Below are 24,569 nucleotides of genomic sequence, written 5' to 3'. Positions count from 1 at the left end.
GGTCGACCGTTAGGCCTCGGAAAACAGCTCGAACATCAGTTGACGCAACCAGCGGTTGGCCGGGTCGCGGTGGTACCGCGCATGCCACAGCATGTTGATGGTGAACTCGGGAATGTCCACCGGGTGCGGCAGCGCCGTCAGGCCGAAGTGTTCGAGGTTCACCGTGGCATAACGCTCCGGCACCGTGGCCACCAGATCGGTGTGTTTGAGGATGTGGCCGATGGCGGCGAAGTGCGGCACTTCCAGGCGAATCGAACGCTCGATGCCCAAGCGCATCATCAGTGTATCCGCTTCGCCGTGGCCGGTGTTGGCCGCAACGACCCGCACGTGACCGTAGGCACAAAACCGCTCCAGGGTCAGCGGTTCCCTGGTTGCGGGGTGATCCTTGCGGCAAAGGCACACATAGTGCTGGCGCATCAAACGACGCTGGAAGAAGCCTGCGCGCAATTGCGGGATCAGGCCGATTGCAACGTCCACAGTACCATTCTGCAAGTCTTCGTTGAGGCTCATCGCATTGTCGCGAACGGTGCTGATCTTGCAACCGGGGGCCAGGCGCGCCAGGGCATCCATCAACCGGGGTATCAGGTAGATCTCCCCGATATCGGTCATCGCCACGGTGAATGTCCGCGCGCTGCTTAGGGGGTCGAAGGTGTTGGCCCGACTCAAGGCATCGCGCAGCGTGTCCATGGCCTGCAACACCGGCTCGGCCAGTTGCTCGGCGTACGGTGTGGGCTGCATGCCGTGATAAGTACGCACAAACAGGTCATCCCCCAGCGCCGCCCGCAGGCGCTTGAGCGCATTGCTTACCGCCGGCTGCGTAAGCCCGAGGTTTTCCGCCGCAGTCGAGACGCGACGGTCGAGCAACAGCTGGTTGAAAACCACCAGCAGGTTCAAATCCAGGTCATGCAGTTCCATGGTTACGCTCTAAATCGGGGCTGGGCAGGTCCGCAAAAGTAATATTCAGACTGGTGATAGATCTTATACGGGTCAGTGCATTTATCAATGTCACTGCGTTACTCATGATGGTTCCCACAACAAGAATTTCCGTCATGGGTATCCCAATGAATAACAACAGCTCCAAGCAATCCCTGCGTATAGGTATCGTCGGCGGCGGCATTTCCGGCGTCGCCCTGGCCCTTGATCTCTGCCGCAACAGTGACGTCGAGGTGCAGCTGTTTGAAGCTGCACCGGCCTTCGGTGAAGTGGGTGCCGGTGTCGCGTTCGGCGCTAACTCGGTGCGTGCTCTCAACGGCCTCGGTATCGGCGACGCCTACCGCAAAGTCGAAGACCGCACCCCTGCCCCCTGGGAAGACGTTTGGTTCGAATGGCGCCACGGCACCGGCGAATCCAAGTACCTGGCGACCACCGTAATGCCGGGCATGGGCCAGTCTACGGTGCACCGCGCCGACTTCCTCGATGTGCTGACCACGCACCTGCCTGCGGGTATCGCGCAGTTCAATAAACGCGCCGTGGGTGTTGAGCAGAACGGCAACGAGGCCCGTGTCACGTTCGCCGACGGTACCGACTACCGTTGCGACCTGCTGATTGCCGCAGACGGCATCAAATCGGCGCTGCGCGCTCACGTACTCGAAGGTATCAACGCTGAACCGGCCGAGCCGCGCTTCACCGGCACCTGCGCCTATCGCGGCATGATCGACAGCGACACCCTGCGTGCCGCCTACCGCGCCAAGGGCATCAATACTCATCTGGTGGACGTGCCGCAGATGTACTTGGTCAAGGACGGGCACATCCTGACCTTTCCGGTGAAACAGGGTCGCATTATCAACGTGGTGGCGTTCCTTTCCGACCGCTCCAGCGCCACCCCGCAATGGCCGGCCGACGCCCCGTGGGTGCGCAAGACCACCCAGGCGCAGATGCTCGAAGACTTCGCCGAGTGGGGTGAGGCTGCCCGCACGCTACTCGAGTGCATTCCCGAGCCGACCTACTGGGCATTGCATGACCTGGCCGAGTTGCCGGGCTACGTGCACAACCGCGTGGTGCTGATCGGCGACGCCGCCCACGCCATGCTGCCGCACCAGGGTGCCGGTGCCGGCCAGGGCCTGGAAGATGCTTACTTCCTGGCACGCCTGTTGGGCGACTCGCGGCTGACCGCCGACAACCTCCCCGCCGTGCTCACCACCTACGACGAACTGCGCCGTCCGCGAGCGTGCAAGGTACAACGCACCTCCTGGCAGGCAGGCGAGCTGTACGAGATGCGCGACCCCGAGATCGGCGCTGATGAGCAGGCCCTGGCGGCCAAGCTGGAAAGCCGTTTCAACTGGTTGTGGAACCACGACCCGGAAACCGATGTGGTCGAGGCGCGCGCGCGTCTGGGCTGGGGGATGCCGTCAGACGCATCCTGATCGTCTGCGCTCAAACCGGGGTGCGCCCAGGCGACACCCCGGCTCAAATAACAATTACAAGAAGAGCCATGCCATGCGAACTATCGACGTAGCCACCCTGCTCGACGGGGCCCGATTCAATGCCTTTCACGCACGCCTGCTGTTCTGGGGTGCGCTCATCATAATTTTCGACGGTTACGATCTGGTCATCTACGGCGTGGTGCTGCCCGCCCTGATGAAGGATTGGGGCCTCACTGCGTTGCAGGCCGGTCTGTTGGGTAGCTGCGCGCTGCTGGGCATGATGGTCGGCGCGCTGTTTTTCGGTCAATTGTCGGATCGAATCGGCCGGCGCAAGACCATCACAATGTGCGTGGTGCTGTTCAGCGGCATCACCGTAATCAACGGCTTTGCCCGCACCCCTGAAGAGTTCGCTTTTTTCCGTTTTCTGGCCGGTATCGGCATCGGCGGGGTCATGCCCAACGTCATCGCGCTGATGAACGAGTACGCGCCGAAAAAGTTGCGGGGTACGCTGATCGCCGTGATGTTCACCGGTTATTCCGTCGGCGGCATGTTGTCCGCCGGGCTTGGCATGTGGCTGATTCCGCAATATGGCTGGTCGTCGGTGTTCTTAGTCGCAGCCGTGCCATTGGTCGTGTTGCCCCTGTTGGTCAGCCAGCTGCCGGAGTCGATCAACTTTCTGCTGCGCAAGACTAGGGTCATAGATGCCCAGCATTTGCTGCACCGGGCAGAACCTGAATACATCCCGCACATGGATGACGAACTGCATCGCGAGGCTGGCCAGGCCCCCAAGGTCTCTGTCGTGCAGATCTTCCAGGACGGACGCCTGATCAATACCCTGCTGCTCTGGTTGGCGTTCTGCTGCAGCCTGCTGATGATCTACGGCATCAGTGCCTGGCTGCCCAAGCTGATGAACACCGCCGGTTACGGCATCAACTCCAGCATCGGCTTTTTGCTGGTGCTCAATTTCGGCGCGATCTTCGGTTCTCTGTTTGGTGGCTGGCTGGCCGACCGCTTCGGTCTCGGCCGGGTGCTCCTGTGTTTCCTGACCGCCAGTGCGCTGGTCTTGGCATTGATGGCGGTGAAGGCGCCACTGTCGGTGCTCTATGTGTTGATCGCCATAGCCGGCGGCGGCACCACTGGCGCGCAGATCCTCGCCAATGCCTTCGCGGTGCAGTACTACCCGGCGCACATCCGCTCCACCGGACTGGGCTGGGCCATGGGCATCGGCCGCATCGGCGCAATCATCGGCCCGATGCTCGGGGCGGCCATGCATGCCGCGGAACTGCCGTTGCAGTTTTCCTTTCTGGCTTTCGCTGTCCCGGGGCTGATCGGTGCCGGGGCGATCGGACTGTTCCTGATTCGGGTCAGGCGCCAGCGCCCCACCGACCCGGACGTGAAGGCCGTTCAACCGTTGTCGCCCTCCTCCGTGCCACAGGCCAATCCGTAATGACCCCTGACGTTCTTGCAACCTGCATCTGGAAGCCGGTATGACCCAAGCCAAAATCGAAAGCATCGAGACGATCCTCGTCGATCTGCCCACCGTCCGCCCGCACAAGTTGGCGATGCACACCATTTCGCAGCAGACCCTGGTGATCATTCGCCTGCGCTGCAGCGACGGTATCGAAGGCCTGGGCGAGTCGACCACGGTCGGCGGGCTGTCCTACGCCAACGAAAGCCCGGAAAGCATCAAGACCAATATCGACGTGCACTTGGCGCCGGCCTTGATCGGTATGGACGCCAGTAACTTCAATGCCGCGATGCAACGTCTGGACCGGATTGCCAAGGGCAACACCTTCGCCAAGTCCGGCCTGGAGAGCGCCTTGCTTGACGCCCAGGGCAAGCGCCAGGGTGTGGCCGTCAGCCAATTGCTGGGCGGTCGTGTGCGCGACAGCCTGGAAGTGGGCTGGGTTCTGGCCAGCGGCAATACGGCCAGGGACATCGCCGAGGCCGAGCATTTTCTCGATGTGCGCCGCCACCGCATTTTCAAAGTGAAGATAGGTGCCAATCCGCTGGAGCAGGACCTCAAGCACGTGGTGGCGATCAAGCAGGCCCTGGGCGATCGAGCCAGCGTGCGGGTCGACGTCAACCAGTATTGGGATGAAGCGCAGGCGATTCGTGGCTGCCAGGTGCTGGGCGACAACGGCATTGACCTGATCGAACAACCGATTTCGCGGATCAACCGTGCCGGCCAGGTGCGCCTCAATCAGCGCAGCTTGGCCCCGATCATGGCCGACGAATCGATCGAATCGGTGGAGGACGCATTCAGTCTCGCAGCGGATGGCGCGGCCAGCGTGTTCGCCCTGAAGATCGCCAAGAACGGCGGTCCACGCGCGGTACTGCGTACTGCTCAGATCGCTGAATCGGCGGGCATCGCGCTGTATGGCGCGACCATGCTCGAAGGCGCCATCGGCACCCTCGCCTCCGCCCATGCCTTCCTGACCTTGAAGAAGCTGGCCTGGGGCACCGAGTTGTTCGGCCCGCTACTGCTGACCGAAGAGATCGTGAACGAGGCACCGGTTTACCGCGATTTCGAATTGCACGTCCCCAATACACCGGGTCTTGGCGTGAGCCTGGATGAAGAACGCCTCGCGCTGTTTCGTCGCCGGTAGCCAAGGCGATTTAACGCGCAGCCCTTGATAGCTCGCCGAATCTAAAACAAAAAACGAGGAACTGAGACATGACCGTAAAAATCAGCCACACCGCTGAAGTGCAGGACCTGATCAAGGAGGCCGCCGGTTTCAACAGCGACCAGGGCAGCCCGCGCCTCAAGCAACTGATGCATCGCCTGATCAGCGACGCCTTCAAGATCATCGAAGACCTGGAAGTGACCGAAGACGAATTCTGGTTGGCGGTGGATCGCCTGAACAAGGTCGGCGCCCACGCTGAGTTCGGCTTGCTGCTGCCGGGCCTGAGCATGGAGCACTTCATGGACCTGCTGCAGGACGCCAAGGACCAGCAGATAGGCCTGGCCGGCGGGACCCCGCGGACCATCGAAGGGCCTCTGTACGTGGCTAACGCGCCGCTCAGCGAAGGTTTTGCGCGCATGGATGATGGCAGTGAAGATGACGTCGGCATCCCGCTGTTCATCAAGGGTACGGTCCTCAATACGGACGGCAAGCCGGTGGCCGGTGCGATCGTTGATCTGTGGCACGCCAACACCAATGGCACCTACTCCTACTTCGACGAGAGTCAGTCGGCGTTCAACCTGCGTCGCCGGATCAAGACCGACGCTGAAGGCCGTTACACCGCGCGCAGCATCATTCCGAGCGGTTACGGTGTGAATCCCGAAGGGCCGACCCAGGAATGCCTGAGCGCCCTGGGCCGCCACGGTCAGCGCCCGGCACATATCCATGTGTTCGTTTCCGCACCGGAACATCGTCATCTGACCAGCCAGATCAACCTTGCCGGCGACAAATACCTGTGGGACGACTTCGCCTACGCCACCCGTGAAGGGCTGGTCGGCGAAGCCAGACTGCTCGACAACGCCGACGCCTCGAAAGCCCATGGTCTGGACGGGCGACAGTTCGCTGAACTCGAATTCGACTTCGTTCTGCAACCGGCGGTCAACGCCGACGATGAACACCGCAGCCAGCGTCCACGCGCCGGCCAATGATCTTGCGGTATCTGTAAAGCGCGAACGACAAGGCCCCATCCAATGATGGGGCCTTGTCGTTTGCGGAACCTCTAGGATCGAGCAGGCTCGCGATGCTCGTTAACGATGACGTTGGCTGCCTGAATGCCCGCGTTGCACGGGTGTTATTCGCGATCAAGTTCGCTCCTACAAGGGGTTCGCGCCCACTCAGGTACTTTTGAGAAAATTCGTAACCAGATGCGCGAACGCCGCCGCGTGCTCGATCTGTGTCCAGTGCCCACAGCGGCCAAACACATGCAACTGACTGTCATCAATCCATTGCTGCAGGGTCAGCGAGGTGGAAAGAGGTATTACCTTGTCGTCACGACCATGAATCAACAACGTCTTGTGACCGATGTCGCGTATATCGGCCTCAGGATGCGCCATCGCCTCCACCCAACGCTGGCGTGGCGCCGGGAACATAGCTGAAAACGCTTCCTGAACCCCGGCACGGTTGCTCGCCTCATAGCGCATGCGCACCAGGTCATCCCCCACCAGCGCCTGGTCATAGGCGAACACCTGCATGATGGCGCGCATGTTGTCTTCACTCGGCTCGTACCCCCAAACCGCATCCAGGCCCGGCGTAAGCTCGAACGGCACGCCGACACTGCCCATCAGGATCAGCCGGTTGACGCGCTGCGGGTGGTGGATCGCCAGGGCCAGGGCCATGGAGCCGCCGAACGAATTGCCGATCACATTGACTTTATCGACGCCGGTGGCATCCAGAAACGCGACGATCTGCTCCAGCCAGAGGTTGCGCGAATAGACGATATCCGCCGGCGTCTGGCTGAAGCCGAAACCCGCCAGGTCCGGGGCCAGCAAGCGGAAGTCCGATTGCAGGCTCTGAATGCTCAGGCGCCAATTGGCCCAGGCACTTACGCCGGGACCGGAGCCGTGCAACAGCAGCATCGGCTCTCCACTGCCCACATCATGGTAATTGGTCATGATGGACCCGGTTTGAACGCTACGGCCGATCTCGGGGTTATGTTGGCTGTTCATACTGTCTCCCTGTTTTCAACGGTCGGTATTGCCCTTGGGGCTGACGCAAAAATCGGCCTGTGAACCAGTCACAAACCGAAAGCTGCGGAAGAATGTGTTGCCGGGAGCCCGGCGCAGTGGGCGCCGGGTTGCCAGCTCTGGTTCAAGCGCTCACGACAGCGTGATCGCCGACGAGGTCGCTTGATGGGGCGGGCAAATGCCCGGTTTGCTCGCCGTGGCAAGATTGACCTTGGTGGCCGGTTCACCGCGTGACGGTTCGGACGATACCTGCGCCTGAGGCAACAGGAAGTGCGCCAGCGCCGGCAACAGGATCAAGGCACCGAGCATGTTCCAAATGAACATGAACGCCAGCAGAATCCCCATGTCGGCCTGGAACTTGATTGGCGAAAACGCCCAGGACGCCACGCCCAGCGCCAGTGTCACGCCAGTCAGCATCACCACTTTGCCGGTGAAGGTCAGTGCCCGGTAATAGGCTTCGGACAGCGTGGAACCCTGGCGAAGTTGCCCCAGGACGATGGTCAGCACATACAGCGCATAATCCACGCCGATCCCGACGCCCAGCGCAATCACCGGTAAGGTCGCAACCTTGATGCCCATCCCCAGGGACACCATCAAGGCTTCGGCCAGGATCGAGGTCAAGGCCAAAGGCACCACGGCGCAGACCACGGCGCGCCAGGAGCGGAAGGAGATAAAGCACAGCAGGATCACCGCGCCATACACCCAGAACAGCATTTCGTGACTGGCCTTTTTCACTACGATATTGGTCGCCGCTTCGATGCCGGCGTTGCCCGCCGTGAGCACGAACTTCACGCCGTCGGTGTTGTTTTTCGCAGCGAAGGCTTCGACCTTGTCCACCACGCCCGCTAGGGTGTCGGCCTTGTGGTCTTGCAGGTACACGAACAGCGACAGCAGGTTGCAGCCCTGGTTGAAGATTTCCCGCGGCGTGCGGTTGGCCACGGTGTTCAGCGTCCATTGGTTGGGCACCAGTTCATACCACTTCGGATTGCCTTCGTTCATGCCTACGGTGATCCGGCGGCTGAGCAACGGCAGCGAATTGGTCCCCTCCACGCCCGCCACGTCATGCAATTCCCACTCGAGCGCATCCACCAGCGCCTGAGTCTTGTAGGCGGTGCATTGATCATTCGGCGTTTCGACCATCACCACCAGCACGTCACTGCTCGCTGAATAGGCCTTGGCCATAAACGCGTTGTCCAGGTTATAGCGCGAATCGGCACGCAGCTCCGGTGCGCCTGGGTCGAGATCACCGACCTTGAGATGCAGGCTGACCATGAACCCTGCCACGCCCAGAATGATCGAAACCACCACCGCCACACTGGCCCATTTGCGCTCGGTGAACAGATCGAGAAAACGCCAGACCACATGTTTTTCGACGCCGGCCGCCTCACCCGCCTCGTCCCTCATGCTGCGCACGGCTGCACTGCGGCTGACCCCGGTAAAGCTCAGCAACACCGGCAGCAGGATCAGGTTGGTGAAGATCAACACCGCCACGCCGATGCTCGCGGTAATCGCCAGTTCCTGAATCACCCGGATGTTGATGACCAGCAATACGGCAAAGCCCACTGCATCGCAAAGCAACGCCGTCAGACCTGCGAGAAACAGCCGGCGAAAGGTGAAGCGCGCCGCCACCAGCTTGTGCATGCCACGGCCGACGTCCTGCATGATCCCATTCATCTTCTGCGCGCCATGGCTGATGCCAATGGCGAAGACCAGGAACGGCACTAGGATCGAATAGGGATCCAGTTCGAAGCCTAGCAACGGCAAGATGCCCATCTGCCAGGTCACCGCAATCAGTGAGGTGACGACCACCAGCAAGGTGCTGCGCACGCAACGGGTATACCAGTACACCGCGGCACCGGCGATCACGATAGTCAGAAAGAAGAACCACAGCACCAGGCGAATGCCATCGATCAGATCCCCCACGACCTTGGCAAAACCGGTGATGTGCAGTTCGACACCCTGGCCTCGGTACTTGTCCCTGAGGGTTTCCAGTTGCTCGGAGAATTGCTTGTAGTCCAGGGCTTTGCCTGTCTCAGGATTCACGTCCAGCAGCGGCACGAAGATGATGCTGGACTTGTAGTCCGAGGCCACCAATTGCTCGGCATCTCCCGAACGCTCGACGTTGGTCCTGGTCTGGTCGATGCTTTGCGGCGACTGATCATAGTTGTCCGGAATCACCGGACCACCGTCCAGCCCTTCTTCGGTCACCCCCAGCCAGCGCGTATTCGAAGTCCACAGCGACTTGAGGAACGCACGATCGACACCCGGGATCAGGAACACTTCATCGTTGAGTTCCTTCAGGGTCTCCAGATACGCCGCATTGAAAATCGTGCCTTGCTTGACCTCGACGGCGATGCGCACCGCGTTGCCAAAGCCCTTCATATCGCCTTTGTGCTTGAGGTATTGCTCGATGTACGGATGCCCCGTGGGGATCATCTTTTCGAAATCGGCATTTAGCTTCAGTTTGGTCGCGTAAAAACCCAGCACCAGGGTGACCAGCAGGCACACCACCAGCACTATCATCCGATGATTGAAGAACAGGCGCTCCACGATCGAACCGGATTGCTTGTCAAAGTCTTCCAGGTTGCAAATGACGGGTTTGCCGTCCGCGCAATTATCAAATTTCATTACTTACTCCCGACAACGCTGGACAAGCTGACCTTCGTGACACCCCGCATACCCACCACGACCAGGCCGCCATCGGCTGCCTGGGTGATGCCCGCCAGCGGCGGCAGTTGTTTCATTGGCGACAACTGGAAACTGTTGCCCTTGTCGCGGCTGAGCAGAAGTTGGCCGGACTGATTGACCAAAACAAAACCGCCGTCCTTCAAGCGCACGCTGCCGGTGATCGAAGCGCTGGACGGCACCTCGACCTTGGTCCAGTCGGCGCCACTGTCGCTGGAGCGGTAGGTGCTGCCACGCAGGCCGCTGACCAGCAGTTGGTCGTTGGCGTCCACTATCAAGTCGAAGTAGCTGCCCTCGTAAGGCGTCTGGACCGCCTCGAATTCGGCGCCGTCGTTTTGCGAGCGAAACACGCTGCCCTGCTCACCGACGATGTACAGGCTCGAACCACTGCCTCCCATGGCATAGAGGTGCAACCCGGTCGGGTTGTCGACGTGTGCCTGCCATGGCTGCCAGTTATGGCCGCCATCGTCCGTACGCAAAATGAGGTTGTAGGAACCGATGATGTAGCCGGTGCGTCTGTTGACGAAATAGACGTCCAGCAATGGCTTGTCCGGACCATCGGATACCATTAGCTCGGCGGCCTTCACCTGGCGCTCAAGCTCATCCGGATCGCCGTTGTTGCTCTGCTGGCGTTCTTTGGCAATACGTAACAGGGTCTGGGCCAATTCGATACCGTCGAACTGTTTTTCCCAGGTTTCGCCACCGTCCTTGCTATGTAATGCAACACCGCCATGACCGACGGCCCACCCCTGTTTCGCGTCGACAAACTGCACGGAGGTCAGTGTCACGCTTACCGGGACTTTCGCCTGGCGCCAGGAGATGCCGTTGTCGTCCGACAGCACGACGATGCCCCGCTCGCCCACCGCTACCAGGCGATCAGGCGTCGAGGTCACGGCTACCAGCACTGAGTTTTCGGCATGGGGCGAAAGCTGTGCCGGACGCTCAAGCGGTCCGGGAACGACTGCCTGAGCGGACCAGGACGAGGCCAGCAAAAATGCGGCAGTGAGCAAATCACCGACCGTTCGATTACAGCGCATAGACATTCTCCAGCTTTTTTTATAATTGTTATCTGACGCGGATCTACAACCTTTTATCGGGCCCTGCAGGAGCGTGCTGGCGATGGACTCAAAGGTGACGCGTTAATCCAGAAGCTTCGCGCTTTCGTCGACGTCCATCGCGAGCAAGCTCGCTCCTACGGGGAATTGCAGGTTGCTTTAACGCACGCCTTCGCCCGACATCGCTTCAGGCGTGAAATCGCCGGACCTGGCATCGGTCAGCATCTTGAGGTGGAAGGTGTAGGAAGGATTGCTCCAGTCTGTCGCGCCCTCGCCGCTCCAGCCGCCGGTTTGCAGGTTGTGGGTCGACCATTGCAGGTTCGGGTACACGAAAGGACCGTCCGGGATCAGGAAAGGCAACGAGATCTGGGTACGCCACAGTTGCCCCTGACCGTCCCAGCCATCCGCCAGAATCGCGCCCCAGGTGTCTTCATCCAGGTAGTAACGACGCTTGGGCACCACATGCCGCTTGCCTGGCGCCAGATCGGCTTCCACGACCCAGACACGGTGCAGTTCCCAACGGGTCGAATCCGGGTTGATGTGGTGGGGCATCAACTGCTTGTCGATCGACACGTTTTTTTGCAGGAACTTGTTGTTGTTATAGGGAATATAAAGCTCTTTTTTCCCGACCAGCTTCCAGTTGTAACGGTCCAGGTCGCCCAGAAAAATGTACGACTCGTCGTAATATTCCATCCCCGAGTTCACATCCGAAGGCGTGTCGTAACCCAGGGTCGGCGCCTTGCGCACGCGACGTTGCCCCGGCAGGTATTGCCAGGCCTGACGCGGTTTGTTGGTCGAGTCGATAAGCACGAACTGCTCACCGGACTTGATGGGTGGATCAGTCATCCATACGCGCAAAAGAGTGGATTGGCCCTTGAAGGTTTCAAGCGAACCATTCTTGTTGTAGTACGGGAACATGGCCTTGTTATAGCCCCGCACCGACAGCACCAGCTTGCCGTCCGGCGTGCCGACGTAGTTGTTGAAGGCGTATGAGGTCGCCTCCCCGGCATAGAGCAACTTGTGATTCCACATGGCTTCGGCGCCGTTTTTCGGAATCGGAAATGGAATGCCGCCATAGGCGCCTTCGACCCAGACCTTGTCGTCAGTCAACTTGGCGCGGGTCGCGTTAGCAAAGGTGTTGTCGTAGACCCATTGTGGTGCCGCCGCCGTGCGGTGAGTCGGATACACGTCCAGGCGATAGCTGTCCGGGTACTTCTTCAACATGGCCTTGATGCCATCGCTCAACTTGTCGGCGTACTTGTCCATGTTCTTCGAATCGATGGTGTACAGCGGCTTTTCGCTGGCGAAGGGGTCCAGCCGTGAGTCGCCGTTTTTGTAACCGGCCGGCACCGTGGTGTAGCCACCATCCCAAGCGGGAATCGTGCCTTCCTTGTTGCCGGCCTTTTCCGCCCCCATGGGGGTCAGGGTCGATTTGAGCTGTGCGGCCTCGTCAGGGGACACCGCCGCCAGAACGTGTGGTGTCGCGAACATCACGCTCCACAACGCAGCGCATAAAATCGTGTGTTTTGCTTGCATCTTCACATCTCCTGCTCGGCTTATTGTTTTTACTAGAGCGAACGCTGCACGGAGAACGCGATGAAATCGCGATCCTTCAGGGATTGGTCGTAGGAGTAGGATTGATCCGCGGAGTTGGCCGGCACCACGCCGGTTTCTTCAGTGCCGAAGAACGTGGTGTACATCAGGCTGAGCTTCCATGTTTTCAGGTAGTCGGCCTTGAGCCCGACACTGAAGTCACCGCCATGATTGACGCTGAAACCCGGGTTGATCACCGAGGACTTGCCGAACAGGCCATAGCCCACGCCGATCGGCACCGTGAGGTCGACCCCGTCCAGCACCTGGTAGTAGGCAGGCTCGAAAATCATGCGCACCGCACCGGCATCGCGGGTGGCATTGGGGTCCAGTGCGTCGGCGTTCTTGGTGATGCTCAGGCGGCGGTTCCACGCCACTTCACCGAGAAAATTACCGCCTTCCCACAACGGGCCAGCGTCGAGCAAGGCAATCCATGAGACCTGGCCGTGAGCAGTACGGCCGACGGGATACAAAGGGTGGTTGTTATTGTTGATTTGTTCCCCTGGCAACACGGTCACCGAACCGGCGTGCGGCACCAGAGGCATATTGTCCCGCACCGAAAACTCACCGGCAACGTTGGTGTCACCCACCGTGGTACTGAAGCTGACACCCAGGGCCTTGATCTTCTCCGGGTACACCAGCTCGTACGTGTCCGGCGCAAAGGCCGGGCTCAGACTGGCATGCACCACCGGGCTCTTGGCGTTGTATTGAATGGCATAGAGACCAAACTCGCCGTCGATATCTTCTGGCCGAAAGCGCAGTTGCAAACCACCCTGGCCGGAGTTGCTGGCCTTTTTGTCTTTACCACGGATAAAACTCGAACCGGGACCAGCGAGAATCTGTTCACCGCCGTCATCGAGAATGTCCACAGTGGAGAAGTAACTGCCCGCCGCTGGTAAGCGATCTGCTTCCCAATGCACCTGGTAATACGCGCCGAGTGCTAGGTTGTCCCGCAGCTGGATTTGCCCGGAGATCTGCGGCACCGGACGCACCAGTTCCTTGAACTGCGTACCCGGTACAGACAGCAACTTGACGATATCGGTCGGTGCCTGGCCTCCCGCAATACCGTTGGCGCCGTAGAACAGGCTTTCGCCATAGAGGACAGTATGTTGACCGACACGAATGGTCGTGGGCATGTCGCCGATTTCGGTCTTGCCGAAGACAAACGCATCCAGCAGTTCCGCCTTGCGACCGTGCAGTTTCTCGGTCTCGGAGGTGAACTCGTTGTAGTCCACAGAGCGCGAGTTATTGGTGAACGGTGAATCGTTGTCGTTCTTGCGGTTGTAGATGCTGTCATACCAGCCGGCGCCGCTCACGCGCAGCCCCATATTGTTCTTGGTCAGGTCGAATTCGGAAAACAGATCCATCCGGTTCGAAATCATGCCCTTGTCGAAGTTGCGGTCACCGTCGTCCTGGTTGGCGTCGCCGGTCAACTTCGAAGATTGATCCTTTACACGCCAGGCGGCGCTGTACTTGATCGTGTTGTCCCAGCGAATCTTCAAATCTTCGACGCCGGTATTGAACTCGAACGCACTGGCCATGGGGGCGGCGAATGCAGTCATCGCGGTCACAACGGCACACGCCAGCGCCCGGTGTTGAAACTGATGACTTTCCGAATCCTGACGTTGCGCGCACGCAAGCGCACCTGACTCTCTTGTTTTCTTGACGATCATTTTCTCTTCACCAACTTAGTTATTATTAGTGCTTGGTTTTGAAGAAGCCGTGACGCTCGCTGGCCATAAAGACAGCGATATTTTTAGTGATTTACAATCCCTTGAAGTTAGCGACTTAGCACATTGCGTGTTTCACCACGCGGTAGTTCCGCCGTCGATTTTTATATCCGTGCCGGTGATGAACGAACTTTCCTCCGAGGCCAGAAACAGCGCAGTTGCGGCCACTTCCTCGGGCTTGCCGATACGACCCAACATGATCTTGCCGACCATCACATCGACCCACTCCGGATCTTCCAGCAGCGGAAGCGTTTGCTTGGATTCGATCAAGCCGGGTGAAATGCTGTTGGCACGCAATCCATAGGTACGGCCTTCCATCGCCAGTTGTCGGGTCATCGACAGCACGGCGCCTTTGGCTGCGGAATGCGCGATGCCGGGCAACATGCGATAGGTCGACCAGGCGGACACCGATGCAGTGTTGATGATGGACGAGCCCGGCGTCTTGATCAGCTCAGGCCAGGCGGCTCGTACCAGGTGGAAAACCAGATTCAGCTCCTGGTCGATTGTACGGTGCCAATCGAAGTCGGAAATCTCGTCGACCCAGCCGAAATAGGCCATGGCCGCGTTATTGAACAGGACATCGACACGACCATAGGTCGAGACGGCCAGTTCAACCAGTTCCTTGCATTGCAGCGTATCGGTCAAGTCACATTCGCTCAGGGACACCATCTCCCCCCCGAACGACAGCACTTCGTCGACCGTCGCTTCAGCCGACTCGCGGTTGATATCGCAGCCGACCACTTTTGCGCCCTGGCGGGCGAACATAAGTGCTGCGGCTCGTCCCATCGAACCACCGGTGCCGGTGATGATACAAACCTTACCCTTCAGACGATCACTCATGACGTTCTCCTGCTTGATGGGAAGTCAACGTGTCACGGTCGCCTCCGTTGCGATCAACCGTTGATGGCAGAGCGCAAAGCGAGCGATGGACAAGGTCGGGTTCTCATTCTCCGTTCACCCAGAACAGGTTGAGATCAAACCCGAGGTCCTGCGTGACCTTGCCATCGCCGCACCGCTTGCCCTCGTCCGTCAGGCGACGTTTTTTTTCGCGCGCATACGGCCCAGCGTGGTGTTTACCGCTTCGCAGTAAGAGATTTCCATGCCTTCGGCAAAGGCTTTTTCTTCCGGGCTGCCAGCCTTCACGCCTTCCAGGGAAAAGGTGAAGGTAAAGCGCAGGAACAGCGTGCCGTTCTCTTCTTCGATGATGTTCTTGATGATGCCGCGTGCGCCGCCGGAAATACGCACGAACTCGACACGCTCTTGCGGGAAAAGCGTGATTAGCTCTTGCAGAGTTTCACCGTGCAGCACCACTTCGCGAATGAATGGGTTGCGGCCTTCGGCTTCTTCAACGATCGTGCATTGCTCGATCGGGCCGACATAACCGATAGGATTGCGCGCCTTTTCTTCCAGACCTTCCCAGACCTGGGCTCGGGTCAACTCAACTTCACCGGCCGGATTGATTTCCAGACGCTTACTTACAATGATCATCTTGCTCACCTTTTTATTTTCAAATGACGCGGCCGCCCGTTCATGAGTGGCCGCACACCACACAACAGCGGTTTTCAGATGGCGAGGTAGCCGCCATCCACGGACAAGGATGTCCCGGTCACGAAACTGGATTTGTCTGACAGCAGCCACAACGCAGCGGCGGCGATTTCCTCGGGCTTGCCGAAGCGACCTATCGGGTGGCGCTCGCGCAATGCCTGGAACTGATTGGCAAAGTTGTCTTCCTGGCTCAGGCGCAGAATCATCGGGGTCTCGATGATTCCGGGAAGGACGGCATTCACGCGGATTCGCTGCGGGCCGTAATCAACGGCGGCGGCTTTGGTCAGGCCGAGTACGCCATGCTTGGCCGCGATGTAGTCGGAGGCGGCGGCGATGGCCACCGCACCCAGGGCTGATGCCGTGTTGACGATAGAGCCGCCGCCGGAGGCGAGCATGGCTCGGATCTGATGCTTCATGCAGTAGAAGACGCCGGTCAGGTCGACCTTGATGATGCGGTCCCAGGCTTCGGCGGAGATTTCATGCAGCGGCAGGTGGCTCTGTTCGATGCCAGCATTGTTGAAAGCGCCGTGCAGCACACCGAAGCGGCTGATCACCTCGTCGACGGCGTCTTTGACCGCGGCTTCGTCGGTGATATCGCAAGGTATGGCATGGACGGCACCGCCGCAGGACTGCACCACTTCAACGATATCGTTCAAACCGGCGGTATCGCGGTCCAGCATGATGACCCGGGCGCCGGCCTCGGCAAACGCAATGACCGAAGCTTTGCCGATGCCACCGGATGCGCCAGTGACAATGATATTGCGTTGGTTCAAATCACTCATAGCTAGCTTCCATTGGCGACTTTTTTGTTATTCATCTCGTTCCTGGCCAAGTGCCGCATTAAGCCCTTGCACTGAATCTGGCCAACAACCATGACTGCCTTCGGTGATGCTGCTGCCCAACATCGGGGGCTGGTCAGTGGTTCAACTTTAGGTAGGCGACCGGTCACTGACTAGATGAATAAATCACTAAAGACTGTTGCTTTAATGCACCAATGAAATGCCGCAAAACCCTTCCACTGCCGAAGGGGTCCATGCTCCAATGCGGCGCGAACACGATCATCGTGAGCACGGTGATCCCTGTCGGAGCGAGCATGCTCGCGAGGAACTCAAGGGCGCCGCGTTCATCCTGCGGGCACGCGTTATCGTTGACGTCCATCGTGAGCGTGCTCGCTCCTACAGGGTTGCTATTGGTTCCGAAAAAGGGGGGACGTTGCATGAATGACCTGAACGATCTGCACTACTTCGTCCTTGTCGTCAGGCATGGAGGGTTTTCACCCGCGGCCAGGGCCACGGGCATCGAGAAAACCCTGCTCAGCCGGCACATTGCCCTTCTGGAGAAACGCATTGGTGCGCGCCTGTTGCACCGCACCACGCGCCAGGTGTCGCTGACGGAAGCCGGCCAACATTTCTTTGCACTGAGCCAGGCTGTGGTCGAGGGCGCGCAGACCGCCTATGAGAGCGTCGAGCGCATGCGCCGTGAACCCGTAGGTCTGGTGCGCTTGAGTTGCCCTCAGGTCATGGCCAAGACCTACGTGTCACCGCTCCTGCCCAGCTACATGGCGAAGTACCCAAAGGTTCGCTTGGAGCTGAGCGCGGTAGACCGCGAGGTCGATTTGTATGAGGAGCGACTCGATATCGCTCTGCGTGCCCGCACCCATATCGACGAAACCGCCGGGCTGGTGGCGAAAACCCTGGGCAGCGCCAGGCGATTAATGGTCGCAAGCCCGACGCTGCTCGATCGCGTGGGCCGCCCCGACACCCTCAAGGCCTTATCGGGCCTGCCGACCCTGTGCCTGCCAGCGGACATGCACGATGGTTTCGGCCGCTGGCTGCTGCACAACGGCGTTCACGAAGAACGACTGATGCCCCATCTGCCCTGCCTGATTTCCGACGATTTGAGCATGCAGCTGGACGCCGCGCTCAATGGCCTAGGCATTGCGATGTTGCCGGAGCCGATCGTCGTAGGGTGGGTGCGCAGCGGTGCGCTTGAGGTGGTGATGCCCTCGTGGGCCGGACCGCCCCACCTGATTCATCTGCTGTATCCGAAACCCAAGGGCATGTTGCCCTCGGTGCGCAGTGTGATCGACTACCTGAGCCTACATCTGCCGCAGCTCATACTCGATGGCACGCTGAGCGGCAAAGCGTCCGATTGAGTTATTGCCACTGCGCCTGCTGACTCTTCAAAACCCCGCCCATCATTTCGCGCAGCCATTTATTCTGTGGGTCTCGATGAAAGCGATCGTGCCAGTACAGATCAATCTCGAACGAAGGAATCTGCAGCGGCAAGGGCTGGATAGCCAACGGGTAAAAGCGCGCCAGCGTCTTGCCGAGCGCACATGGCAGCGTCCAGATTAGGTCACTGTCCAGCAGTAGGTGCGGACTGGACAGATGATGAGGCACGCGCATCTTGACGCAGTCCGCGCCCCCCGCATCGATCAAGGCACGCTCCAGCGCCTGATGGCCGGTACCGCCCGCCTCCACCAGTAGATGGTCGCAAGCGATGAACTCGTCCAGGGACATTACCTTGTTGGCCAAGGGATGGTCGCGGCGCATGGCACACACGTAGTGCTGGGAAAACACCGGCAATCGATGTATGTCGGTTTGCAAAGTCGGCATGAAGCCCATTGCCAGATCGATCCTGCCGGTGGCCAAGCCGTTGAGGGTTTCCTCCACGCCGCCTCCGACGGTGTTCATGCGCGCCAGGGGGGCATCGGCGGCCAGCTTTTTCAGAATCGGCGGTAGGCACACCACTTCCCCCACATCGAGCATTCTAACGGTAAACGACTTGCGGCAAAGTCCCGGATCGAACTCGATCATCTGGCTTTCCGCAGCCCGGATCAGGGCTAGTGACTGCAACAGGCGCGGCGCGATTTGAGCGCAAAAAGGTGTAGGTTCCATCCGCCGGCCGACCAGCGTAAACAACCGGTCGCTGTAGGTCTGGCGCAGGCGCTTGAGACTACTGCTGACGGCCGACTGAGTGACGCCCAGGTTCTGCGCTGCGATTGACGTCGAATGATCCCGCCAAAGCGCTTCGAAGATGTACAGCAAATTCAGATCTTTCATCACGGTGCCTTGATCACGTCTTTCCAGAACGCCGGCGACCTGCCGGCCTCGAGAGAGGCAGCTGGCAGGTCACTGGCAGGGGAACCTGGAACGAAGGTCAGGCGGTGGCGCGGATCAGATGACTGTCGGGCACACTAGCGAACACCGGGGACAGGTCGATGTTGATCCGGTAATCGTTGATCAGTCGATCGGCATTGAAACGCAGGACAACACAACACGGCACGCCAACGGTGACGCCCGTGTGTTTGGTGTAGTAGCTGTCGAACTCGATAATAGTCACGTGATCGAGTTCCCACACGCCGGTCATGACATGCTCAAGGCCCTGGATCTGCGAGTAAAAGGCGCCCACACCGTCCTTGATCGCCACCTTGCCCACCAGTTTCGGTGCGTTGCCAAAGCGGAATTCGACGTCATCCGCCAGGTAGCTCAGGAAGCCTTCGATGTTTTTGCTGTCGACACAGTCAAACATCGCTTTCATTGCGTAATTCATCCAGCAATCCTCGTTTTTGTTGTTGTTTTCTTTCACCCGACTTTATTTTCCGCGCCCTGATACCGCAATACAGCAAAATCACCAAAGCCTGTTGCGCCAGTGCACCAATCAAGCCCGGGGTTCAGGTCGGGTAGATCTTCGGACAATTGAGCAAGTCCAGCGCCACATCGACAATCATGTCTTCCTGGCCACCCACCATGCGCCGCTGGCCGAGCTCCACCAGAATGTCCACAGTCTTGAGACCATATCGCCTGGCGGCGACTTCAGCATGGCGCAGGAAGCTCGAATAGACGCCGGCATACCCCAGCGCCAGGGTTTCGCGATCGACGCGCACCGGCCGGTCCTGCAGCGGACGGACGATGTCATCGGCGGCGTCCATCAGGGTGTAGAGGTCGGTGCCATGATGCCAACCCATCCTATCGGCGGCGGCGATAAAGACCTCCAGCGGCGCGTTTCCAGCGCCGGCGCCCATGCCTGCGAGGCTAGCGTCGATGCGGTCGCAGCCCTCCTCCACGGCGACGATCGAGTTGGCTACGCCTAGCGACAAATTATGGTGAGCGTGCATGCCGGTGTGTGTCGTAGGGTCGAGCACTTCCTTGAGCGCGCGGAACCGCTCGCGAATGTCCTGCATGCTCATCGCGCCACCGGAGTCCACCACATAGATACAGGTGGCACCATAGGTCTCCATGATCTTGGCCTGGGTCGCGAGATTCTGCGGGCTGGTCAGGTGGCTCATCATCAGAAAACCTACGGTGTCCATTCCCAGTTCGCGCGCATATTCGATGTGTTGGCGCGAAACGTCCGCTTCGGTGCAATGGGTGGCGACCCTGACAATTCGTGCGCCGGCGTTGTACGCTGCCTTGAGGTCGTGAACGGTGCCGATGCCGGGCAACAGCAGCGTGGCGACCTTCGCGTGAGAAATCACATCGCTGACCGCTTCGATCCACTCAAGGTCGGTGCGCGCGCCAAAGCCGTAGTTGAAACTGGAGCCCTGCAGGCCATCGCCATGCGCCACTTCGATGCTGTCCACACGTGCCTTGTCCAGTGCACGGGCAATGGTCTGGACGTTGTCGATGGAGTACTGATGACGAATCGCATGGCTGCCGTCACGCAACGTAACGTCAGAAATGTAGAGTTTTTTTCCGGGATTGAACGTCATGGTGTGTTCCTTTAGTTAACCATCGAACGCGCGATGCGCTCTGCGGTGGCCAAAGCGGCGCAAGTCATGATGTCGAGGTTGCCCGCATAGGCCGGCAGGTAATGTGCGGCACCCTCGACTTCGAGAAAGATCGACGTTTTCAGCCCGCTGAAACGTCCATGCCCAGGGATGTTCACGGGTGCGTCGACTGGAATCTGCTCGAACTGCACACGCTGCTTGAGCCGATAACCCGGAACATAGTCGTTGACGGCACGGACCATCTCCTCCACGGATCTCCTGACCTCGTCCTCATTGGCCATCGCGGACAACACGTAGACGGTGTCGCGCATGATCAACGGCGGCTCGGCCGGATTGAGCACAATGATGGCCTTGCCCTTGGCTGCGCCACCGACTTTTTCGATGGCCCTGGAGGTGGTTTCGGTGAACTCATCGATATTGGCACGGGTACCGGGCCCAGCCGATTTGCTGCTGATCGAGGCCACGATTTCCGCGTAATGAACCTCGGCTACCCTAGACACGGCTGCCACCATGGGAATGGTCGCCTGGCCGCCGCAGGTCACCATATTGACGTTGGTGGCGCTGAGGTTCTGTTCCAGATTCACCACCGGAACGCAGAGCGGACCGATCGCCGCCGGTGTCAGATCGATGATCCGGATGTCGGGTTTATGTCGACGCAGCAAGGTTTCATTGTCCAGATGGGCACTGGCAGAGGTGGCATCGAAGACAAATTCGATGTCGGCGAACTCAGGCATGCCGATCAAGCCTTCGACGCCTTCGTGGGACACCGCCACCCCCATTTTTCTGGCTCGCGCCAGGCCGTCCGAAGCTGCATCGATGCCCACTAGCACCGAAATCTGCAAGTGCTGACTCTGGCGCAGAATCTTGATCATCAAGTCCGTGCCGATATTGCCCGAACCCAAAATCGCGACTTTCTTCTTGTTTGTATTCATAACGGTTTCCTCGCACCTAACGCCCGAGCGCCTTGGCGGTTTTGCCAGCAATACCGAAATCTGTCTTCGGCATTTCGTTGATGATGACGCGCACCGATTCGATGGGCGCCTGCAGCGAGCTCACGGCCGCGTCGGTCAGTGCGGCTATCAATCGAGCCTTCTGTTCCTCGCTGCGGCCTTCGACCAGAAATACCTGCATGATTGGCATGGGACTGTTCTCACAGAAGGCTGGACTGAAAGCGCATCGAAACGCTGCCCAGATGTTGATACCGCACATTGATCTGATCGCCCGCCTGAACGGCGATCGCTTCGGTCATGCCTCCAGTCATGATGAAAGTGCCCGCGGGCAGCTCACGGCCCCGCGCGCCCAGCATGTTGGCCAACATGGCCACGCTTTGCGCCGGATGCCCCAGCACCGCCGCGCCTGCGGCGGTTGCCACCACCTCGCCGTTTTTTTCCAGCACCACGCCGAGGCATTTGAGGTCGATCCCTTTGGGGTCGAGGGCGTTGCCGCCCACAACAAAGCGCGCCGCCGAGGTGTTATCGGCGATCACACTCTTGAGGTCGAAGCGAAAGTTTTCGTACCGCGAGTCGATCACTTCCACGGCGGGAATAATGAAGTCGGTGGCGGCCAGCACATCGCCCACATGACAGCCTGGGCCCTTCAATGGGTGCTTGAGGACAAAGGCAATTTCCGCCTCGATCTTGGGGTGGATCAAATGATCGACATCGATAGCCGAGCCATCCATGCACGAACCGTAGTCCGTCAGAAAGCCGTAGACCGGTTCACTGACGCCCATCTGTTTCATTTTTGCGAACGAGGTCAACCCCATCTTTAGCCCGACGATGCGCACACCTCGCTGCTCTTTGTGGCGGCGAATCGTGTCTTGAATGGCATACGCGTCCTCCCAGTCCATATCAGGGAATTTGTCAGTTATTTTGGTCACGGCCACACCTGTCAACTCAGCTCTTTCCAGATGCAGGGCCAGCTCGATGACCGTCTCGTGTGTCAGTTTCATGGGATCCCCTCAAACAAAACGAACGGACGCAGAGCCGATACCGCCCAGGCTTATGCGCAATTGATCACCGGCCTTGACCGGCACCATGGCGGCCAGTGAGCCGGACAGGATCACCTCGCCTTTCTTCAGGCCGATACCCAAGCGCCCCAGCGTATTGGCCAGCCACGCGACGGCATTGGCTGGGTGACCCAGTGCCGCAGCGCCAGCGCCCGTCGCAATCAGTTCGCCATTTTTTTCCAGTGTCATGCCGACACAGGCCAGGTCGACATCCCGTGGATCGACGCACTCGCTGCCCAGCACGAATGCACCGGCCGAAGCGTTATCGGCGACGGTGTCCTGAATGCGGATTTTCCAGTCTCGAATGCGCGAATCGACAATCTCGAAACAAGGCATGACAAAGTCCGTGGCCCGAATGACATCCGCCACCGTGACACCGGGGCCGGTCAAATCGTGTTTGAGCACGAATGCGATTTCCCCTTCAGCCTTGGGGGCGATCAGTCCGGCGCATTCGATCGCCGCACCGTCGCTGTACAACATCCCGCTGAGCAGGTGGCCGAAGTCCGGTTGATCCACACCCAGCATGTCCATCACGACCTTACTGGTGGCCCCAATCTTCTTGCCGATGATGGTCTGACCGGCATCCAGTCGCGCCTGGATCATGCCCAGCTGGATCTGGTAGGCGTCTTCAATCGTCAGCTGCGGATACCGTTCACTCAGGGGATCGATCGCCTCACGGCTGGTCAGTGCATTGTGCAACTCGCTGCCCAAGGCATGCAGTGTCTGGGTATTCATGAAAGACCTCACAGGCGCACGCAAACGTTGCGTAATTCGGTGTAGAACTCCAGGGAATGCACTCCGCCCTCTCGGCCGATACCCGACTGCTTCGCACCGCCAAAAGCGGTGCGCAGATCGCGCAGGAACCACGAATTGATCCAGCAGACACCGACGTTGAGAACCGAGCCCATGCGGTGGGCCACTTGCAGGTTGGAGGTCCAGACGCTGGCCGCCAGGCCGTACGGCGTGTCATTGACGAGACGCACGACCTCGTCTTCTTCGTCGAAGGGGGCGATGTGACAACACGGGCCGAAAATCTCCTCACGGATCACCGCTGAGTTTTCCGGCAAGTCGGTCCAGATGGTGGGCTGTACCCAGGCACCTTCTGCCAACTCGGAATTGAACTCAGGAACGCCTCCGCCGGTGACCACGGTAGCGCCATCGGCGACGGCCTGACGGTAGTAACCCAGCACTTTTTCACGGTGGCCCAGAGAAATGAGCGGGCCCATGTTCACCCCCCGTTCGTAGGGGATGCCCACGCGCAGGGATTCAGCTTTTGTCTTGAGCGCTGCGACAAAACGTTCGAACACTGGACGCTGGACATACACGCGCTCGGTGCCCAAACAGACCTGGCCGCTGTTCTCAAAGGCCGAACGAGCGACGCCCGCGGCGGCTTTTTCCAGATCGGCATCGGCAAATACCACGGCCGCATTCTTGCCGCCCAGCTCCAGGGACACCGGACGCAGGCCCTTGGCCGCTGCCCTCATGATCACTTCGCCGGTGCCGGTTTCACCGGTGAAGGTGATGCCGTTGACGTCCGGGTGAGCGGTCAGAAACGCACCGGCCGAGTTTTCACCAAAGCCGTGCACGACGTTGTAGACACCCGCCGGGACCCCCGCCTCGAGCATGACTTCACCCAACAAAGTGGCGGTCGCCGGCGTCTCTTCGGACGGTTTGACCACGACGGTATTGCCGCAGGCCAGCGCGGGGCCGACTTTCCAGGTCATCAACAACAGCGGCAGATTCCACGGACAGATCACCCCGATGACGCCGCGCGGTGCACGTACGGCGTAATTGACCGCCTTGCCACCATCGGGGGTGTCCATGGTGAAACATTCGTTCGGGACATTTTTCAGCAGGTCTGCAAACACCCTGAAATTCGCCGCGCCACGGGGAATGTCCAGGTGACTGGCCAGATCGTAAGGCTTACCGGTATCGGCGATTTCCGCGGCGACGAATTCCTGGAAACGACTTTCAATACCTTCGGCGACCTTGTGCAAAATAGCGATGCGTTGCGCAGCGGTCATACTGCCCCAGGGGCCCTGCAAGGCGCCCCGGGCTGCCTGGACCGCCGCGTCCACTTGTGCCTGGCCGGCTTCGTGGACCTTGCCGATCAGGCTATTGTCCACGGGGTTGCGGTTATCGAACGTGCGAACGCCCTCGCACCATTGGTTATCAATGAAATTGCGGAACTCATTAAGAGGCAGTGTGGCCAT

At 59.5% G+C, this 24,569-nt stretch carries 23 protein-coding genes; 5 read left to right on the top strand and 18 right to left on the bottom strand.

Going from position 1 to position 24,569, the window contains the following annotated elements; all coding sequences use genetic code 11:
• Positions 1–9 precede the first annotated feature (9 nt).
• Positions 10–915 carry a LysR family transcriptional regulator gene (locus tag BVK86_RS00545; protein WP_075944548.1) on the bottom strand — a complete coding sequence of 302 codons (906 nt, stop codon included), beginning with the start codon at positions 913–915 and terminating at the stop codon, positions 10–12.
• A gap of 134 nt (positions 916–1,049) precedes the next feature.
• Between BVK86_RS00545 and salA the strand changes: the two genes are divergently transcribed.
• From salA to catA, 4 genes are all read left to right on the top strand, one after another.
• Positions 1,050–2,363 (top strand): salicylate 1-monooxygenase, encoded by a 1,314-nt coding sequence (gene salA / locus BVK86_RS00540; RefSeq protein WP_371918956.1) that lies wholly within the window; start codon positions 1,050–1,052, stop codon positions 2,361–2,363.
• A 73-nt stretch (positions 2,364–2,436) separates the two neighbouring features.
• Positions 2,437–3,810 (top strand): MFS transporter, encoded by a 1,374-nt coding sequence (locus tag BVK86_RS00535; RefSeq protein WP_075944547.1) that lies wholly within the window; start codon positions 2,437–2,439, stop codon positions 3,808–3,810.
• A gap of 40 nt (positions 3,811–3,850) precedes the next feature.
• Positions 3,851–4,972 (top strand): muconate cycloisomerase family protein, encoded by a 1,122-nt coding sequence (locus tag BVK86_RS00530; protein WP_075944546.1) that lies wholly within the window; start codon positions 3,851–3,853, stop codon positions 4,970–4,972.
• A gap of 68 nt (positions 4,973–5,040) precedes the next feature.
• Positions 5,041–5,976, top strand: a complete 936-nt coding sequence (catA, locus tag BVK86_RS00525; RefSeq protein ID WP_075944545.1) for a catechol 1,2-dioxygenase — start codon at positions 5,041–5,043, stop codon at positions 5,974–5,976.
• 186 nt (positions 5,977–6,162) lie between these two features.
• Here catA and BVK86_RS00520 read toward each other — a convergent pair whose 3' ends face one another.
• From BVK86_RS00520 to BVK86_RS00480, 9 genes are all read right to left on the bottom strand, one after another.
• Positions 6,163–6,993, bottom strand: coding sequence for an alpha/beta fold hydrolase (locus tag BVK86_RS00520; protein ID WP_075944544.1), 831 nt, complete (start codon positions 6,991–6,993; stop codon positions 6,163–6,165).
• A 150-nt stretch (positions 6,994–7,143) separates the two neighbouring features.
• Complete coding sequence (locus BVK86_RS00515; RefSeq protein WP_075944543.1) at positions 7,144–9,639, bottom strand: efflux RND transporter permease subunit; 2,496 nt, start codon at positions 9,637–9,639, stop codon at positions 7,144–7,146.
• Positions 9,639–10,733, bottom strand: a complete 1,095-nt coding sequence (locus BVK86_RS00510; RefSeq protein WP_075944542.1) for a WD40/YVTN/BNR-like repeat-containing protein — start codon at positions 10,731–10,733, stop codon at positions 9,639–9,641. Before BVK86_RS00510 ends, BVK86_RS00515 begins: the two co-directional genes overlap by 1 nt.
• Positions 10,734–10,910: 177 nt before the next feature.
• Positions 10,911–12,287, bottom strand: a complete 1,377-nt coding sequence (locus BVK86_RS00505) for a DUF1329 domain-containing protein (RefSeq protein WP_075944541.1) — start codon at positions 12,285–12,287, stop codon at positions 10,911–10,913.
• Between the two features lie 32 nt (positions 12,288–12,319).
• Positions 12,320–14,014 (bottom strand): DUF1302 domain-containing protein, encoded by a 1,695-nt coding sequence (locus tag BVK86_RS00500; protein WP_083659283.1) that lies wholly within the window; start codon positions 14,012–14,014, stop codon positions 12,320–12,322.
• A gap of 132 nt (positions 14,015–14,146) precedes the next feature.
• Complete coding sequence (locus tag BVK86_RS00495; RefSeq protein WP_075944540.1) at positions 14,147–14,911, bottom strand: SDR family NAD(P)-dependent oxidoreductase; 765 nt, start codon at positions 14,909–14,911, stop codon at positions 14,147–14,149.
• 189 nt (positions 14,912–15,100) lie between these two features.
• On the bottom strand, positions 15,101–15,559 hold the full coding sequence (locus BVK86_RS00490; RefSeq protein ID WP_075944539.1) for an SRPBCC family protein: 459 nt from the start codon (positions 15,557–15,559) through the stop codon (positions 15,101–15,103).
• Between the two features lie 74 nt (positions 15,560–15,633).
• Entirely contained in the window at positions 15,634–16,398 is a 765-nt protein-coding gene (locus BVK86_RS00485) for an SDR family NAD(P)-dependent oxidoreductase (protein ID WP_075944538.1), read from the bottom strand.
• Between the two features lie 163 nt (positions 16,399–16,561).
• Positions 16,562–16,834, bottom strand: coding sequence for a hypothetical protein (locus BVK86_RS00480; protein WP_075944537.1), 273 nt, complete (start codon positions 16,832–16,834; stop codon positions 16,562–16,564).
• Between BVK86_RS00480 and BVK86_RS00475 the strand changes: the two genes are divergently transcribed.
• The gene (locus BVK86_RS00475) at positions 16,833–17,771 is read left to right on the top strand and encodes a LysR substrate-binding domain-containing protein (RefSeq protein WP_075944536.1); all 939 of its coding nucleotides are present in this window, start codon (positions 16,833–16,835) and stop codon (positions 17,769–17,771) included. The genes BVK86_RS00480 and BVK86_RS00475 overlap by 2 nt on opposite strands.
• Before the next feature lies 1 nt (position 17,772).
• Here the strand turns inward: BVK86_RS00475 and BVK86_RS00470 are convergent, their stop codons facing one another.
• The 8 genes from BVK86_RS00470 to BVK86_RS00435 form a co-directional block, all read right to left on the bottom strand.
• The gene (locus BVK86_RS00470) at positions 17,773–18,681 is read right to left on the bottom strand and encodes a LysR family transcriptional regulator (protein ID WP_075944535.1); all 909 of its coding nucleotides are present in this window, start codon (positions 18,679–18,681) and stop codon (positions 17,773–17,775) included.
• A gap of 97 nt (positions 18,682–18,778) precedes the next feature.
• Positions 18,779–19,171, bottom strand: a complete 393-nt coding sequence (locus BVK86_RS00465; protein WP_075944941.1) for a nuclear transport factor 2 family protein — start codon at positions 19,169–19,171, stop codon at positions 18,779–18,781.
• A 121-nt stretch (positions 19,172–19,292) separates the two neighbouring features.
• Entirely contained in the window at positions 19,293–20,330 is a 1,038-nt protein-coding gene (gene dmpG, locus BVK86_RS00460) for a 4-hydroxy-2-oxovalerate aldolase (RefSeq protein ID WP_075944534.1), read from the bottom strand.
• An 11-nt stretch (positions 20,331–20,341) separates the two neighbouring features.
• A complete protein-coding gene (locus BVK86_RS00455; protein WP_075944533.1) occupies positions 20,342–21,280 on the bottom strand; it encodes an acetaldehyde dehydrogenase (acetylating) in 939 nt (312 codons plus the stop codon).
• 16 nt (positions 21,281–21,296) lie between these two features.
• Entirely contained in the window at positions 21,297–21,488 is a 192-nt protein-coding gene (locus tag BVK86_RS00450) for a 2-hydroxymuconate tautomerase (RefSeq protein ID WP_075944532.1), read from the bottom strand.
• Between the two features lie 10 nt (positions 21,489–21,498).
• Positions 21,499–22,299: a 2-oxo-3-hexenedioate decarboxylase gene (gene dmpH, locus BVK86_RS00445; RefSeq protein WP_075944531.1), complete on the bottom strand. Its 801-nt coding sequence runs from the start codon at positions 22,297–22,299 to the stop codon at positions 21,499–21,501.
• A 9-nt stretch (positions 22,300–22,308) separates the two neighbouring features.
• Complete coding sequence (dmpE, locus tag BVK86_RS00440) at positions 22,309–23,091, bottom strand: 2-oxopent-4-enoate hydratase (protein ID WP_075944530.1); 783 nt, start codon at positions 23,089–23,091, stop codon at positions 22,309–22,311.
• An 8-nt stretch (positions 23,092–23,099) separates the two neighbouring features.
• Positions 23,100–24,569: a 2-hydroxymuconic semialdehyde dehydrogenase gene (locus BVK86_RS00435; RefSeq protein ID WP_075944529.1), complete on the bottom strand. Its 1,470-nt coding sequence runs from the start codon at positions 24,567–24,569 to the stop codon at positions 23,100–23,102.

It is taken from the genome of Pseudomonas reinekei, from assembly GCF_001945365.1.
Classification (GTDB): domain Bacteria; phylum Pseudomonadota; class Gammaproteobacteria; order Pseudomonadales; family Pseudomonadaceae; genus Aquipseudomonas; species Aquipseudomonas reinekei.
The sequence above is the reverse complement of the archived record's forward strand: the minus strand, read 5'-3'. Positions and strand labels throughout refer to the sequence as shown.

What these genes read in the sequence shown, in the direction of transcription:
- BVK86_RS00475 (WP_075944536.1), top strand. Translation starts at nt 16,833, where the DNA reads ATGAATGACCTGAACGATCTGCACTACTTCGTCCTTGTCGTCAGGCAT.
- BVK86_RS00450 (WP_075944532.1), bottom strand. Translation starts at nt 21,488, where the DNA reads ATGCCAATCATGCAGGTATTTCTGGTCGAAGGCCGCAGCGAGGAACAG.
- BVK86_RS00530 (WP_075944546.1), top strand. Translation starts at nt 3,851, where the DNA reads ATGACCCAAGCCAAAATCGAAAGCATCGAGACGATCCTCGTCGATCTG.
- BVK86_RS00485 (WP_075944538.1), bottom strand. Translation starts at nt 16,398, where the DNA reads ATGAGTGATTTGAACCAACGCAATATCATTGTCACTGGCGCATCCGGT.
- BVK86_RS00545 (WP_075944548.1), bottom strand. Translation starts at nt 915, where the DNA reads ATGGAACTGCATGACCTGGATTTGAACCTGCTGGTGGTTTTCAACCAG.
- dmpH (WP_075944531.1), bottom strand. Translation starts at nt 22,299, where the DNA reads ATGAAACTGACACACGAGACGGTCATCGAGCTGGCCCTGCATCTGGAA.
- salA (WP_371918956.1), top strand. Translation starts at nt 1,050, where the DNA reads ATGGGTATCCCAATGAATAACAACAGCTCCAAGCAATCCCTGCGTATA.
- BVK86_RS00455 (WP_075944533.1), bottom strand. Translation starts at nt 21,280, where the DNA reads ATGAATACAAACAAGAAGAAAGTCGCGATTTTGGGTTCGGGCAATATC.
- BVK86_RS00480 (WP_075944537.1), bottom strand. Translation starts at nt 16,834, where the DNA reads ATGCAACGTCCCCCCTTTTTCGGAACCAATAGCAACCCTGTAGGAGCG.
- dmpE (WP_075944530.1), bottom strand. Translation starts at nt 23,091, where the DNA reads ATGAATACCCAGACACTGCATGCCTTGGGCAGCGAGTTGCACAATGCA.
- BVK86_RS00435 (WP_075944529.1), bottom strand. Translation starts at nt 24,569, where the DNA reads ATGGCCACACTGCCTCTTAATGAGTTCCGCAATTTCATTGATAACCAA.
- BVK86_RS00500 (WP_083659283.1), bottom strand. Translation starts at nt 14,014, where the DNA reads ATGATCGTCAAGAAAACAAGAGAGTCAGGTGCGCTTGCGTGCGCGCAA.
- catA (WP_075944545.1), top strand. Translation starts at nt 5,041, where the DNA reads ATGACCGTAAAAATCAGCCACACCGCTGAAGTGCAGGACCTGATCAAG.
- BVK86_RS00505 (WP_075944541.1), bottom strand. Translation starts at nt 12,287, where the DNA reads ATGCAAGCAAAACACACGATTTTATGCGCTGCGTTGTGGAGCGTGATG.
- BVK86_RS00515 (WP_075944543.1), bottom strand. Translation starts at nt 9,639, where the DNA reads ATGAAATTTGATAATTGCGCGGACGGCAAACCCGTCATTTGCAACCTG.
- BVK86_RS00495 (WP_075944540.1), bottom strand. Translation starts at nt 14,911, where the DNA reads ATGAGTGATCGTCTGAAGGGTAAGGTTTGTATCATCACCGGCACCGGT.
- BVK86_RS00520 (WP_075944544.1), bottom strand. Translation starts at nt 6,993, where the DNA reads ATGAACAGCCAACATAACCCCGAGATCGGCCGTAGCGTTCAAACCGGG.
- BVK86_RS00465 (WP_075944941.1), bottom strand. Translation starts at nt 19,171, where the DNA reads ATGAATTACGCAATGAAAGCGATGTTTGACTGTGTCGACAGCAAAAAC.
- BVK86_RS00510 (WP_075944542.1), bottom strand. Translation starts at nt 10,733, where the DNA reads ATGCGCTGTAATCGAACGGTCGGTGATTTGCTCACTGCCGCATTTTTG.
- BVK86_RS00470 (WP_075944535.1), bottom strand. Translation starts at nt 18,681, where the DNA reads ATGAAAGATCTGAATTTGCTGTACATCTTCGAAGCGCTTTGGCGGGAT.
- BVK86_RS00535 (WP_075944547.1), top strand. Translation starts at nt 2,437, where the DNA reads ATGCGAACTATCGACGTAGCCACCCTGCTCGACGGGGCCCGATTCAAT.
- BVK86_RS00490 (WP_075944539.1), bottom strand. Translation starts at nt 15,559, where the DNA reads ATGATCATTGTAAGTAAGCGTCTGGAAATCAATCCGGCCGGTGAAGTT.
- dmpG (WP_075944534.1), bottom strand. Translation starts at nt 20,330, where the DNA reads ATGACGTTCAATCCCGGAAAAAAACTCTACATTTCTGACGTTACGTTG.